Here is a 14,225-nt window from a genome sequence, read left to right on the forward strand (position 1 = left end):
GGAGCGGCTGATGTTAAAGATGCTGTTGTAATTTTTGGGTAATGTCATCTAAAGCTTTAATGCGTTTGACTTCATCCCAAAGGAGTTTCGCTTCTGGGTAGTGTTTACTCATCATGCCAAGCCATTGTTTATAACGACCCACCATGTTCATTTCTTTTTTATAGCCGCCATTTAAAAAACGAATTTGCAAACCGACTAAGTCTTGCCAAGACAACAATGGGGTGTCGCTATTTTGACGAATGCATTGGGTTAAATCAGGTGTGGTCACTGCACCACGTCCAATCATTAAATCTTGACAACCTGATTCAAGTAAACACTGCTTAGCGTCTTGATTGCTCCAAATTTCGCCATTGGCAATCACATTAATTTTGAGTGCTTCGCGAATGGGTTGTAACAAATCCCAAAAGGCAGGTGGGGTATAACCATCGGCTTTGGTGCGTGCATGTACCGTCACCCAAGCTGCGCCTGCATCTTCAATGGCATGCGCATTTTCTAAAGTAAAATTACGATCTAAATACCCTAAGCGCATTTTAGCCGACACTGGAATATGAGAGGGTACTGCATCACGTACTGCTTTGACCAGTTGATGCACCACTTCGGGTTCATCGAGTAATACAGAGCCACCACGGTGACGATTGACGGTTTTGGCAGGACAACCAAAATTCATATCAATTGCAGGTGCGCCTAATTCGGCAGCACGCGCTGCATTGGCGGCAAGCATGTCAGGATCATTGCCTAAAAATTGCACATGCACAGGGGTGCCTGCCGCGGTTTTGCCCCCATTTAACAATTCAGGGCAATAGGCATGATAAATGTGATCTGGCAATACAGAGTTGGTAACACGAATAAACTCAGTGACACACCAGTCAAAGCGACCTACGGATGTCAGTACATCACGCATAATGGGATCGGTTAAGCCTTCCATGGGTGCAAGCACAAGTTTCAAAGCGTATTACCTTAAAATAAAAAAACGTGTTATACGCAAAATGCTGCACGCTGTCTAGTCAGCCAACAACACCGCTAGGCTGTGTTTATAAAATGTAGTCAATCATCAGTTGACCAATGAAAAAACCAATAACGGAATATAGAGTAATAATAAAAAACGTGAACCACGCTTTGTTTTTCTTTTTGAGAGCTTTCAACATTTTAAATTCCAAGTTTAAAATTGATGATTCATTTTAGCGCAATTTTTAACAAAATATAATCAATAAACACACAATGTTGGTGCTGCATATATGTACGTGGTAAAAATTTTAAGAATTTAAAATCATTTCTAACACAAATTTAGAACCAATAAAGCCAAGGGCGAGTAAAGCAAAACCAATTAAAGTAAAGCGAATGGCTTTTTGTCCACGCCAGCCAAAAGCATAATGACCCACTAACAACACTGCATATACCCACCACGACATTAAACTAAACACGGTTTTATGTGCTAAATGCTGGGCAAAGAAGTTATCAATGGTAAAAAAGCCAAAGCCTAATGCAATGGTTAATATGACGAAACCAGTCATCAGCAAATCAAATAACAATGATTCCATGGTTTGTAATGAAGGCAGTAAATTCACCCAAACGCGCTTTTTATTTTTCTTTTTTAATTCACGATTTTGAAACCACAGCAGCACGGCATGAATCGCAGCCATAAACAGCACAGTATAAGCAGACAACGATAAGATAATATGCAGGTCTAAACCCAAAGAAGATGCGGTAATGCTCAGCTTGGGTTGACTCAAGGTAAAGCCTAAAATTAAGCCTGTGGCAGCAACCGGAATTGCAATTAAGATTAAGCCCAACACAGGACGATAGGTACTAAATAATACACTCAGTAACAACATGAGTCCTGAGGTAAAAGACACCACATTAAACACATCATAATGAATCCCCATTGGGGTCAACATGTCATGGTACAACACCGAAGCATGCAGCATTAAGCCCAATACTACACTCAGGCTCACCAACCAACGATTAGGTTCCGATTTTTCCATGAAATGCGCAACCACATAGCAAAATGACGTGGTGTAAGCAAGCAAAGCCAGAATCGTATAAACCAAGGGGAGGCTAATCATGTCAAACCTTTTTCAGGATGATGAATATTCATGGATGTAAATTCTACGCGAACTACAGTATCCTATAACATTCTATGCATAAATTTTCTATTTTAAGAAAGATTTTTCTGCAACAACCATTTTAAGCGGATTTTGCAATGTTTGATACCTTAACAGAACGACTCACGCAGAGTTTAAGAAATGTTACTGGCTCAGGGCAGCTAACCGAAGACAATATTAAAGATACGCTACGTGAAGTGCGTATGGCACTTCTTGAAGCCGATGTGGCGTTACCTGTAACTCGTGAGTTTATCGCGAAAGTTAAGGAAGAAGCATTGGGTCAAGAAGTGATGACACAGTTGTCACCGGGCCAAGCCTTCGTCAAGATCGTGTATGACGAATTGACCAAAATGATGGGTGCTGCCAACGAAACTTTGGACTTACAAGCAAAACCGCCGGTGGTGATTTTACTTGCAGGTTTACAAGGTGCGGGTAAAACCACCACAGCGGCAAAACTGGCACGCTTTTTACAAGAACGCCAAAAGAAAAAAGTGGCGATGGTGTCTGCCGACGTTTACCGTCCGGCGGCAATCAAACAGCTGCAAACGGTTGCAGGTGAGGTTGGTGCGATTTTCTTAGAATCCAATGCCGACGAAAATCCAATTACCATTGCCAATCGTGCTATCGAGCAAGCTAAAATTCAGTTTGCTGATGTGTTAATTGTCGATACTGCAGGTCGTTTGCATATTGACGAAGACATGATGGGTGAGATTAAAGACCTCCACGCTGCCATTAGCCCAACCGAAACCTTGTTTGTGGTTGATGCCATGACGGGTCAAGATGCGGCAAATACAGCCAAAGCCTTTAATGATGCTTTGCCACTTACCGGTGTTATCTTAACCAAAACCGATGGTGATGCACGCGGTGGTGCGGCATTGTCTGTACGTGCTATTACGGGTAAGCCAATTAAATTCTTAGGTATGGGTGAAAAACTCGATGCCTTAGAGCCATTCCATCCTGAGCGTGTGGCACAACGTATCTTAGGTATGGGTGACGTTTTATCTTTAGTCGAGGAAGTAGAGCGTAAGATCGACAAAGAAAAAGCCGAAAAAATGGCGCAAAAACTGCAAAAAGGCGGCAGCTTCAACTTTGAAGATATGCTGATGCAGTTTGAGCAAATGAATAAAATGGGCGGCATGATGGGCTTCTTAGATAAGTTGCCGGGCATGAGCAATTCAGGCATTCAAGATGCAATTGCGCAAGCCAATCCTGAAAAGCAAGTGAAAAAAATGCAAGCCATTATTCAGTCGATGACGGCCAAAGAGCGTCGTAATCCTGATTTAATGAACCCAAGCCGTAAAAAACGTATTGCAGCAGGCTGTGGTATGGAAGTGGTGGAAGTTAATAAACTCATCAAGCAGCATGCGCAAATGGCAAAAATGATGAAGAAATTTGCCAATCCAACAGGCATGGCAAAAATGATGAAGTCACTCAGCGGTTTACAAAAGCAGTTTGGCGGCGGTGGCGGTATGGGTCCACTGTTTGGCAGTAAAGATCCAAAATAATCTTGCTACAAAAAAGGCGCCTAGTGCGCCTTTTTTTATATGTAAAGCCTTAAACCTGATTATCAGGATGTTGGCTAAAAAAGTATTGTAAGCCTTTGAGCAGTAAATCTGGTTCAACACGCGGTTGATATTGTTTTAAATAATCAGCAAATAAAACTGCATCGCCTCCGGTAAGGACCAACTCACGTGGTGATGTGGCGAGTACTTTTTCAATACTGCTGACCAAACCTAATAAAATTCCATGATGCACTGCATCAATAGTATTGCGTCCGGGTTCTAAATTATCAAAAGCGGCATCGGGAATTTTAATACCTTTGGTATTTTGAATTAAAGCATCACGTTGCAAATATAGATTTGGCAAGATATAGCCGCCTAAATGCTGTAAACCATTGGCCAAATCAATAGTGAGTGCAGTGCCGCAGCTAATCACACAATAATTTTTGCTGGGGTCTTGCGCCACAGCCAGCACTTGCAACCAACGGTCAATGCCTAATTGATGCGGCTGATCGTAACCGCAGCTTAAACCGGCATATTGGGCATGCACTTGCGCACAAATCACTGGCACTTTTAAGCGTTGTAACAATTGACGAATATGTTGATTAGAGGCTAAATCAAGCACAGACGATACACCAACACTTTGGATGTTAAGCTTTTTAAAATGCTGCATTAAGCCCAATAACAAATCAGCTGGCGATTGCAAATGCATCTCTGCACCATGTTCAACAATTTCATGGTCTTGGGTAATCCAATATTTAAGCCGCGTGTTGCCAATATCAAGCCATAACTTTTTCATGACGTACCTTCGGCTAAACGTAAACGACCTTGGTAAAATGCTTGACTGCCTTGCTCGGTGTCAATGATCACTGCGCCATCATTGGCAATTCCCAAAAACTGTCCTGTGCTGATACCACCAATATGCTCAAATGCCACCTGTTGATCTTTAAAGGCAGCATGTTGTTCAAATCGTGCCGCTAAATTACTCGATTGATGATCAAACCATTGACCCGCATTTTGAATGGCGACATACACTTCGGCAATTAAATCAATCCGTGATGGATTGACCAAGCCTAAATCCACAAGAGAGGTTGTGGCTTGGTCTTGAACTTGATCTGCCACCGATTCAATATTGATGCCCACCCCAACAATCACTTGAGTGGGAGAAATCGGTTCAATTAAAATTCCGCCCCATTTGCCTTGTAAGCTATACAAATCATTGGGCCATTTAATTTGCAGATCTAAATCTTTGAGGCTGGGGATATGTAGAATATTTAACGCGATTTCTAAGCTTAAACGTCCATCAATCACCGTATTTAAGTTTAACAACGCACTTAAATAAATATTGCCCACAGGCGAGACCCATGCCCTTTGGCGCTGACCACGACCGGCACTTTGTTGATGACTACACACCAAAACATGCTGTACACCAGTTTTGGCAATTTCACGTACATCATCATTGGTAGATTGGGTCATGGGTTTGACCAAAAGGACTTCAGGCAAGTGCTGTCGTTGTTCTAGACATTGTTGCAGTTGACGCGTTTCTAAATCCATTTAATTTTAAATCGAGTAAAAAATTCTTATGGAGTTAAGCATAAATGACGCGTAAAGCGCAATTAGTGCCATCACAACTGCGGCATTGATGTAATGCTGTAAACTTGCATTTAAAAATAAAAATACAGTGAAATTTTGGCTGAAATTGGTAGAAAAATTACAGTGCATGTGGTGGGGCTTGTTGGTTAAGATAGCAGCAAATTATTTAAATATTTGTGCCAAGAACAACAATAGGATCACTATGCCACAACATGAGGGCAGCAGTTTAGCCCAACAGATTGCTGAGTACATTGCCAAAAAAATTATTCAAGGTGAATGGGTTGAGGGTGAGCGTATTCAAGAACTGCGCATTGCACAAGAACTCAACGTCAGTCGTGGTTCAGTCCGTGAAGCATTGATTTTATTACAACACACCGACTTAATTGAGATTTTCCCAAGACGTGGTGCTGTAGTGGTCGAAATGTCCAGTATGCAAGTGTCGGCTTTATTTGAAACGTTAAGTTTGTTATTGGGGCAAATAGTGGCATATATCAGTGAAGATCTCACACCACTACAAAAGCACTGTGTGCTGCCGCTTGAGGCGCAATTAAATCACTTTTGCCTGACGCAGGATATTGAACATTTTTATGATGCCATTTTTTTATGTTTACAAGATTGCCTTGAAAGCGCGCGTTATCGTTATTTAGCACGCTTTTATCAAGATCTTTTGCCCAATTTACGCCGTTGCTACTTTTTAACGTTAAACATGACCAAGCATGAACTGTTACAATCCGAGGCGCAGTTTAAATTAGTGATTGCTGCAATTTTAAGCCAAAAACCGCAACAAGCCACTTTATTTATGCACGATTTTTGTCGACACTTGCAGCAGCTTGTGTTGCAGTCGCTGACACGAATGAAACAAATTGAATTGGCGTGGGCAAAACGTTCACGGCGCTAAGCAGGACACTATGCGTTTAAGCAGTTTAAAACTTTCCGGCTTTAAATCTTTTGCCGACAGCAGCACCTTAAATTTTAAAGCCAACCGTACTGCGGTGGTGGGACCAAACGGTTGTGGTAAATCTAATGTGATTGACGCTATCCGTTGGGTCATGGGTGAGTCGAGTGCGCGTCAGTTACGTGGCGGTACCATGCAAGATGTAATTTTTACCGGTACGGCTAAACGTAAACCTGTAGGGGTTGCTAGTGTAGAGCTACGTTTTGACAACACCTATGGCAAATTAGGCGGCATGTATAATGCCTATGCTGAACTGTCGGTGCGTCGTCAGGTCAATCGAGAAGGTAAATCTGAATATTTTTTAAATGGCACTAAATGTCGCCGCCGTGATATTACCGATATCTTTTTAGGTACAGGTTTGGGGCCACGCTCCTACGCTATTATTGAGCAAGGCATGATTAACCGCTTGGTCGATGCCAAACCTGATGAAATGCGGGTCTATATTGAAGAAGCCGCAGGGGTATCACGTTATCAAGCGCGTCGGCGTGAAACTTTAACGCACTTAGAACACACCACACAAAACTTAGCTCGTTTAGAAGATATACGCCTTGAACTTGCAGCACAATTAAAAACCTTAAAACGCCAAGCCGATGCAGCTTTACAGTATCAACAGCTTGATGCGCATATCCGAACTTTAAAAATTGAAGTGTTGTCCTGTCAATATGGGCAAAGCTTGTGCTTACAACAACAATATAACGCTGATCTACAGACTTTAACTGCGCAATTTAAGCTGATACGTGCTGAACTAAGCACCTTAGAACAGGACTTAAGCACAAGTAGTACACGTTTTCAGGGTTTAATGCAGCAATCTATGCCACTGCAACAACAGTGGCAAAGCGCTGAGCATCAACTTGCAGCGCTTAAAAGTCAGTTACAGCATAAACAGCAATTGCTTAGTCAAAATCAACAGCAATTGACTCAACTAGACGCACAAAAACAGCAATACCAACAGCGTTTACAATTGCTTGATGTGCAACTTGATACTTTAAGCACTCAGCAAGATCAAGCACAGGCTGAATATGGCCAATATGCAGACAAAGCACTTGCAGCACAGCAACAGTGCCGCGACTTAAAAGCACAGCAGCAACAGATTGAGCAGCAGTTTCAGGTTGTTAAAACTCAAGTGGATATACAGCAACAGCAACAATTGCAGTTATACCACCAAGTCGAGCAGCTCAAAAAAAACATTCAACGTCAGCAACAGCAAAGTGAAATGCTCAATGCACAGTTACATGCTTTAAGCCGCCACGAGCAGCAACATGATGTGTTGGCATTGGCGCGACAGAAAACCGAACTTGAGACAAGCTTAAAACAATGTGCAGAGCACATCACCGCTTGCCAAAGTGAGATTGCCACTTTAGAAAACACCGAGCGTGATTTACAACAACAACTACAAAGTGGGCAAAATCAAATTCAGTTGCTACAACGTGAGCAACAACAACTACAACAATCTTTGCCAAAGGCTACAAGCCATACAGCACAACAGCCAACGCTGATAGACCTATTACAATTTACCGATGCAGCTAAACCGTATGCCGCGCTGTTAGAAAAATTCTTAAATCATTGGTTAGCCAGTCAGGTGAACTCTGCCCAAACGCCTTTTGCTCCCAATATTGCACGGCAAATTAAAGTATCAGATGTTACAGCTATGAATGTTGCAGGTTTAGCGCCACTGAGCACATGGATTATTGAACCACAACATTCATTATTGAATAGTGTTGCGCTGGCCGACAATCTTGAGCAAGCCTTGACGTTACAAAATCAATTAAGCTTAGGGCAAAGCATTTTAAGCTTAGATGGTTATCATGTGGGGCAAGACTGGTTGATTGCATTTGATTATCAAACCAACTCAGCCACAGGCTTAACTCAACGCTTACGTTGTGCTGAAATTGAAGAAGAACTCAAGCAATTCGCTCAAGAGATTGCAGCATTAAAACCCCGTCGTGCTGAAAACCTGAATCAACTGTTTGAAGCCAAAGGCAATTTAAAACAGCAACAGGCTAATTTTGAACAGATGCAGCAGCAGTATCATCAATTAACCTTAACGGAAGTGAAGCAGCAAACCGCACAACACGCTTTTGCACTACAGCAACAACAATTAAGCCAACAATTGAGCGGCATTACAGCGCAAATACAAGAAGATCAGCAGCAATATGATGCGCTTAATCTGCAACTACAAAGCATTCACGCTGAGTTAACGCATCAGCAACCACAATATAAAACCTTGCAGTTTCAGCTTGAGACTGGCCTTGAGGCATTCGAGCAAGCAGAAAAAGTTGCACTTTATGCCGAGCAAGATATAAGCAGCGCCACACGCCGTGTCAATGAGTTGGAGCAACAAATTGAATTGCTTAACAAAGACTTATCCTTTTTAACCACGCAAGGCAGCCAGATTAGCGCTCAAATCCAACAAACCAATGCTTTGATTGAACCTTTGTGCAGTGAAATTCCGGCTTTAAATGCAGAGCTGACGACCCAGCAAATCATCGTGAATGAGCTCAAACAGCAATGGCAAGCATGGCAGCAACAACTCAACACCTTACAAGCCGAGCAGCAGCATTTGACCGAGCAACGTCAAGCTTTGCAACAACAGGATGAACAACTGCGTCAACAACTTGAACAAAAGCGTTTAAGTTGGCAAGCGGCAAAAAGTGATGCGGCCCATTATCTCACGCTACTTGATGCCATAGATGCGAAGCCCAAAGAGGTCAGTATTGATCTGCAAGCCAAACAACATGCTTTAGAACAGGCACAACAACGCTTTGCTAAACTCGGTGCTGTGAATTTTGCCGCCTCAGCAGAATATAGCCAAGTGTTAGCCCGTTATGATGAGCTACAACATCAAATGCAGGACTTAGACAATACCGTGGCGCAATTACAATCTGCCATGAAAAGTATTGATCAAGAAACCCGTACCTTGTTTATGCAGACCTTTGATCAGGTCAATCATGAGCTTGCTCAATTGTTTCCAAAAGTCTTTAATGGTGGCGAAGCGCATTTAAGTCTTGAATCAGATTGGCAGTCTGGGGTAAAACTCATGGCACGCCCGCCGGGTAAGCGCAACAGTTCCTTGGCTTTGCTCTCAGGCGGAGAGAAAGCCTTAACTGCATTGGCGTTGGTGTTTGCTATTTTTCGCCTTAATCCGGCACCATTTTGTGTGCTCGATGAAGTCGATGCACCACTTGATGATGCCAATGTGGGACGCTTTTGTCATCTAGTCAAAGAGCTGTCCGAACAGGTACAATTTATTTATATTACCCATAATAAGCTTGCAATGACGATGGCAACAGATTTATTAGGTGTCACTATGCCAGAACCTGGTGCATCCAAATTAGTCACTGTCAACTTAGAACAGGCAGAAAAATATTTAGTCGCGGAGTCATAGATGGAAATCACCACAATCGTTGGTATTGTTGTCGCCATTATTATTATTGGTGTTGGTTTAAAAATGGTGCTCAGAAAAGGCAATCATGCCGTGCCATCGTTAGACTCTGAATTGCATATTCACACAGACAGTCAGCAACCTGTTATTCCTCGTCATGTACGAGATCAATTGCAAGAGCCAAGCGCACCTGTAGTTCAAGATGCAGAACCTACGGCTACGGTTGCGAGCACACCTGAAGTTGTAGCGACCCCAGTGGTGGATGAGCTGAAAACCGAAGTGCCTGAGGCGGCTTTGGAAAAAGTAGTTGCGACACCTGTAGAAGACGAGGCCAAAGACAAAGAAAAGCCTGCAGAATTTAGCTTAAATAACAGTATTGAAAAAGCTGAAATTGCAGAATTTGCCGATGAAAGCAGCATTTTAGATGCACATTTACACGAGCAACAGTTAGTGGATGAAGAAAGTGCACTCGCGACTGCAGAAGACTTTGTTGCCTTAAATGTTTATCCTGAACGTCGTATTTTAACCGGCGAGAAAACTTTAAAAGTATTGCTTAAATACGGTTTACGTTATGGTGAGATGGCATGTTTTCATCGTTATAACGAAGATGGCAGCAAGCTTTTATTCTCGGTATTGCAAGTGACCGATGAAGGTGCTTCAGGCTTTGATTTAGAGGCGCTGTCAACTGAAGAAGTTAAAGGCTTGGCCTTTTTCCTAGCCTTGCCACATAACGATGTGCAAAATGCCTTTGATACCATGGTCAGCATTTCAGGCTTAATTGCGCGTGAAATTGAAGGGACTGTATACGATCAAAACAACCAAGAATTTACCCCACAGTTGCGTGAAAACTGGCGCCATCAAGCCATTGATTATCGTTCGGTACAGAACAGCTAAAACACAATTGCAAGCACGCACGACGGTTTTTATAATGGTCGTAATGAAAGATGTTTTAGGGCGGGCAACCGCCCTTTTTTATGGTGACTCCCAATGACACAACAGGCGACAATCGTGGCGCAAATGCGACAATTGATCCAAATCTTAGCTCAGCATAACCATGCATATTATGTGATGGATCAGCCAAGCATTAGTGATAGCGAATATGATCAATTGTTCCATCAACTCAAAGCCTTAGAAGATAATTATCCCGAGCTGATTCAAGCCGATACGCCTACATCAAAAGTGGGTGGGCAAGCCTTGGCTAAGTTTGACTCGATTCGCCATGTGGTTCCCATGCTGTCATTGGGTAATGTGTTTAATTATGATGAATTATTGGCATTTGCACGTCGTATTGAAGAGCGCTTGCCGCAGCAAAGCATTGAATATGACGTAGAGTTAAAATTTGATGGTTTAGCCATTTCATTGTGGTATGAAAATGGCGTATTAACCCGTGGTGTGACGCGTGGCGACGGTGAAACGGGCGAAGACATTAGCCAAAACGTCAAAACCATTCGTAACTTGCCTAAAGTCTTAACCTTGCAAGCGGGTACTGTGCCAGATTTGCTTGAAGTGCGTGGTGAAGTGCTTATGCCCAAGGCAGGTTTTGAAAAGCTCAATGCCGACAATCAAGCCCGTGGGGACAAAACCTTTGCCAATCCGCGTAATGCAGCAGCCGGTAGCTTACGTCAACTTGATCCTAACGTGGCAGCAGCACGCCCATTAGCATTTTATGCTTACGGGATTGCACAATGCGAGCCACATCATGGTTTGAGCAGCATGTCAGCTAGCCTTGAGTGGTTAAATAAACTTGGCTTTGCTGTAGGTGAACGACATTTTGTTTGTCATTCAATTGAAGCAGTGCAAGCTGCGTATGAACAAATTAATCAAGAGCGCCCGCAGCTTGATGTCGAAATTGACGGCATGGTCATTAAGGTCAATGATCTGAAACAACAGCAAACATTAGGTTTTTTAAGCCGTGAACCGCGCTGGGCAACCGCTTATAAATTTCCAGCTGTGGCAGCCCTCACCACGGTTGAAAACATTGATTGGCAAGTTGGGCGTACAGGCGCGCTGACCCCTGTAGCGCGTTTAAATCCGGTGGCTGTGGGTGGAGTGACTGTTTCTAACGTGACCTTACATAATATTGGTGAAATTCAGCGTTTAGATGTACGTGTAGGCGATACCGTCAGTGTCTATCGTAGTGGCGATGTGATTCCAAAGGTTGAAAAAGTATGGCCTGATTTTCGCCCTGTAGACACAGTAGAAGTTCATTTACCTAAATTTTGTCCTGTATGTTCATCACCTGTGGTGATGCCTGAGGGTGAAGCATTGGCACGTTGCTCTGGTGGCTTGTATTGTGCCGCGCAACGTATTGAAGCTATTCGTCATTTTGTCTCACGTAAGGCTTTAGACATTGAAGGTTTAGGCGATCGTTGGGTAGAATCTTTACTACATCTTGATTTGCTCAAAGATGTGGCCGATATTTATCATTTACATGAGCATCGTGAAACCTTATTAACTATTGAAAAAATGGGCGAAAAATCAGTCCAAAATCTGATGGATTCAATTGAAAAAAGTAAGAAAACCACGCTTGCAGCTTTTATTTATGCTTTGGGGATTCGTGGTGTGGGTGAAACCACAGCCCGTATGTTGGCCAATAACTTTCAAAGCTTAAAGGCTTTAAAAGCTGCTGATTTAGAGGCGTTAAAGAAAACCCCAGATGTGGGGGATATTACCGCAGAATGGATTTTAGACTTCTTTCAAGCACCACATAATTTAGAGGTGGTACAGCGCTTAATTGATGCAGGAGTTCATTGGGATGCACCGATTGCACCAACGCGTCAGCCTTTCAATGGTGAAAGTTGGGTGGTCACAGGCACACTGTCCTCTATGGGGCGTGATGAAGCAACACAACTGCTTCAAGCTTTAGGCGCACGTGTCAGTGGTAGCGTATCAAGTAAAACCAAATGCGTGGTGGCGGGTGAAAAAGCTGGTTCCAAGCTCGATAAAGCTGAAAAACTAGGCATTTTAGTCTTAAATGAAGCGCAATTTATTGCACTGATGCAAGAGCATGGTCAAATCGAAGGCTGATCATCACTTCCATGAAAAAGACACCTAAGCTGATGAGGCTTTTGGTGTCTTTTTTATGGTGCTTTTAAAATAATAAGATTTGGTGAGCAAGATGAGAAGAAGATCAATAAAAGGATAAGTACAGGGTCAGCATCGTGAATTAAATTCGCGTACAATATCAATTCATTTGCAGGTATAGCTCCTGCCTGATTGATTCTATTCTCCCGTTGATGATTGGCATACACATGGCGCAAGCAAAGAAAACTTTTCCGCAACAAAAAACGCAACTACATGCACGAAATCTGCATCGCAGTCGTTACGATTTTCCTCAGTTAATTAAGAGTTGTCCGGAACTTGCACCTTTTGTCCGCCCCAATCAATATCAAGATCTTTCAGTCGATTTTTCTGATCCACATGCTGTGAAAATGCTCAATAAAGCTTTGCTTAAACATTTTTATGGCATTCAGTACTGGGATATTCCGCAAGATTATCTCTGCCCACCAATTCCGGGTCGAGCGGACTACATTCATTATTTAGCTGATTTATTGAGTCTTAATAATGATGCTCAGATTCCAACAGGACACAAGGTTCAAGTATTAGATATTGGCGTTGGCGCAAACTGTATTTATCCGATTATTGGGCGTCAAAGTTATGGTTGGAAATTTGTGGGCTCAGACATTCATGCAGCATCGGTGAAAAGTGCGCAATTTATTGTGCAAGCTAATCCAAATTTGAGTAAAGCAATTCAAATTCGCTTACAGAAAACACCAAGCAATATTTTTCAAGGTGTGATTAAACCTTCAGACCGTTTTGATCTAACCTTATGTAACCCGCCATTTCACGCCTCGCAAGCTGAAGCCAATGCTACGGCCACGCAAAAATTAACAAAACTTGGCAAAGCACTTGATAAAACCAAGGTGGTGTTAAACTTTGGAGGGCAAAAGAACGAGTTATGGTGTGACGGTGGCGAAGCTCGCTTCGTTTGTCAGATGGTACAAGAGAGCACTCAATTTGCTGAGCAATGTCTTTGGTTTACTACATTGGTGTCTAAAAAAACCACATTGCCAATGCTGTTAAAGACTTTAGGTCATACTAAAGCGGTCGATGTAAAAACCATTAACATGACACAAGGGCAAAAAGAGAGCCGTTTTGTTGCTTGGACTTTTTTAGATGCCAAGCAACAACAAGCATGGAAAAATGCGCGTTGGACTCAAGCTTAAACAGATGTTCACTAACAAAGTGTGAGCTTGTAACAGCATGCCGAGCTTATGCCAGAGAGCACGCTTTATTTTGTTGAATGATCAAAGTTATAGCAAGGCATTGAGTATTTTTTTAATTTGATTTCTATCGCTGCTTATATGTCAGCTTGACTGTGAATCTGGTTACAAAAAACAATATGCGCTAAAAGTACTTTTATTCTTTTTATTTAAGTTCAATGTGAAGTGCAAGATGTTCTTTTATATATGTTAATTACTGTTTTAAGTAGTGCGAATGCAAGTACTTCTCATTTTAATTATATAAAAATCATTAACTTACGAAAAAATTACTTTGCAAAGTGCACTTAAATCCGAGATAATTTTTTAAAATTAAATTTAACTAGATGTGGAGCTTAGGTTATGCGTGGCAATCCAGAAGTTGTTGAGTACTTAAATATGTTAATTGGCGGCGAACTTGCAGCGCGTGACCAA

At 42.3% G+C, this 14,225-nt stretch carries 11 protein-coding genes and 1 pseudogene; 7 read left to right on the forward strand and 5 right to left on the reverse strand.

Features of this window, described 5'->3' with window-relative positions:
* Positions 1-13: 13 nt before the first annotated feature.
* From Q0017_RS04200 to Q0017_RS04210, 3 genes are all read right to left on the reverse strand, one after another.
* Positions 14-946, reverse strand: coding sequence for a tRNA-dihydrouridine synthase (locus Q0017_RS04200; protein WP_298143122.1), 933 nt, complete (start codon positions 944-946; stop codon positions 14-16).
* An 85-nt stretch (positions 947-1,031) separates the two neighbouring features.
* On the reverse strand, positions 1,032-1,142 hold the full coding sequence (locus Q0017_RS04205) for a hypothetical protein (RefSeq protein WP_298143149.1): 111 nt from the start codon (positions 1,140-1,142) through the stop codon (positions 1,032-1,034).
* Positions 1,143-1,253: 111 nt separating this feature from the next.
* A complete protein-coding gene (locus tag Q0017_RS04210) occupies positions 1,254-2,063 on the reverse strand; it encodes an inner membrane protein YpjD (protein WP_298143124.1) in 810 nt (269 codons plus the stop codon).
* A 137-nt stretch (positions 2,064-2,200) separates the two neighbouring features.
* Between Q0017_RS04210 and ffh the strand changes: the two genes are divergently transcribed.
* Positions 2,201-3,607 (forward strand): signal recognition particle protein, encoded by a 1,407-nt coding sequence (gene ffh / locus Q0017_RS04215; protein WP_298143126.1) that lies wholly within the window; start codon positions 2,201-2,203, stop codon positions 3,605-3,607.
* 49 nt (positions 3,608-3,656) lie between these two features.
* Here ffh and Q0017_RS04220 read toward each other — a convergent pair whose 3' ends face one another.
* A complete protein-coding gene (locus Q0017_RS04220) occupies positions 3,657-4,400 on the reverse strand; it encodes a type III pantothenate kinase (RefSeq protein WP_298143128.1) in 744 nt (247 codons plus the stop codon).
* Positions 4,397-5,155 (reverse strand): biotin--[acetyl-CoA-carboxylase] ligase, encoded by a 759-nt coding sequence (locus tag Q0017_RS04225; protein WP_298143131.1) that lies wholly within the window; start codon positions 5,153-5,155, stop codon positions 4,397-4,399. The genes Q0017_RS04220 and Q0017_RS04225 overlap by 4 nt, the downstream gene beginning before the upstream one ends.
* 241 nt (positions 5,156-5,396) lie before the next feature.
* On the opposite strand from Q0017_RS04225, the gene Q0017_RS04230 reads away from it, so the two are divergent.
* The 6 genes and pseudogenes from Q0017_RS04230 to Q0017_RS04255 form a co-directional block, all read left to right on the forward strand.
* A complete protein-coding gene (locus Q0017_RS04230) occupies positions 5,397-6,092 on the forward strand; it encodes a GntR family transcriptional regulator (protein ID WP_298143133.1) in 696 nt (231 codons plus the stop codon).
* 10 nt (positions 6,093-6,102) lie between these two features.
* A complete protein-coding gene (gene smc, locus Q0017_RS04235) occupies positions 6,103-9,534 on the forward strand; it encodes a chromosome segregation protein SMC (protein WP_298143136.1) in 3,432 nt (1,143 codons plus the stop codon).
* On the forward strand, positions 9,535-10,425 hold the full coding sequence (locus tag Q0017_RS04240; protein ID WP_298143139.1) for a cell division protein ZipA C-terminal FtsZ-binding domain-containing protein: 891 nt from the start codon (positions 9,535-9,537) through the stop codon (positions 10,423-10,425). It abuts the gene before it with no gap.
* Positions 10,426-10,518: 93 nt separating this feature from the next.
* On the forward strand, positions 10,519-12,558 hold the full coding sequence (ligA, locus tag Q0017_RS04245; RefSeq protein WP_298143142.1) for an NAD-dependent DNA ligase LigA: 2,040 nt from the start codon (positions 10,519-10,521) through the stop codon (positions 12,556-12,558).
* Between the two features lie 224 nt (positions 12,559-12,782).
* Positions 12,783-13,757 carry a 23S rRNA (adenine(1618)-N(6))-methyltransferase RlmF gene (gene rlmF / locus Q0017_RS04250; protein WP_298143145.1) on the forward strand — a complete coding sequence of 325 codons (975 nt, stop codon included), beginning with the start codon at positions 12,783-12,785 and terminating at the stop codon, positions 13,755-13,757.
* Between the two features lie 396 nt (positions 13,758-14,153).
* Positions 14,154-14,225: pseudogene (locus tag Q0017_RS04255) on the forward strand (bacterioferritin); the annotation flags it as partial.

The organism is uncultured Acinetobacter sp. (assembly GCF_947624825.1).
In the GTDB taxonomy this organism is placed as follows: Bacteria; Pseudomonadota; Gammaproteobacteria; order Pseudomonadales; family Moraxellaceae; genus Acinetobacter.

What these genes read in the sequence shown, in the direction of transcription:
- Q0017_RS04210 (WP_298143124.1), bottom strand. Translation starts at nt 2,063, where the DNA reads ATGATTAGCCTCCCCTTGGTTTATACGATTCTGGCTTTGCTTGCTTAC.
- ffh (WP_298143126.1), top strand. Translation starts at nt 2,201, where the DNA reads ATGTTTGATACCTTAACAGAACGACTCACGCAGAGTTTAAGAAATGTT.
- Q0017_RS04220 (WP_298143128.1), bottom strand. Translation starts at nt 4,400, where the DNA reads ATGAAAAAGTTATGGCTTGATATTGGCAACACGCGGCTTAAATATTGG.
- Q0017_RS04225 (WP_298143131.1), bottom strand. Translation starts at nt 5,155, where the DNA reads ATGGATTTAGAAACGCGTCAACTGCAACAATGTCTAGAACAACGACAG.
- Q0017_RS04230 (WP_298143133.1), top strand. Translation starts at nt 5,397, where the DNA reads ATGCCACAACATGAGGGCAGCAGTTTAGCCCAACAGATTGCTGAGTAC.
- smc (WP_298143136.1), top strand. Translation starts at nt 6,103, where the DNA reads ATGCGTTTAAGCAGTTTAAAACTTTCCGGCTTTAAATCTTTTGCCGAC.
- Q0017_RS04240 (WP_298143139.1), top strand. Translation starts at nt 9,535, where the DNA reads ATGGAAATCACCACAATCGTTGGTATTGTTGTCGCCATTATTATTATT.
- ligA (WP_298143142.1), top strand. Translation starts at nt 10,519, where the DNA reads ATGACACAACAGGCGACAATCGTGGCGCAAATGCGACAATTGATCCAA.
- rlmF (WP_298143145.1), top strand. Translation starts at nt 12,783, where the DNA reads ATGGCGCAAGCAAAGAAAACTTTTCCGCAACAAAAAACGCAACTACAT.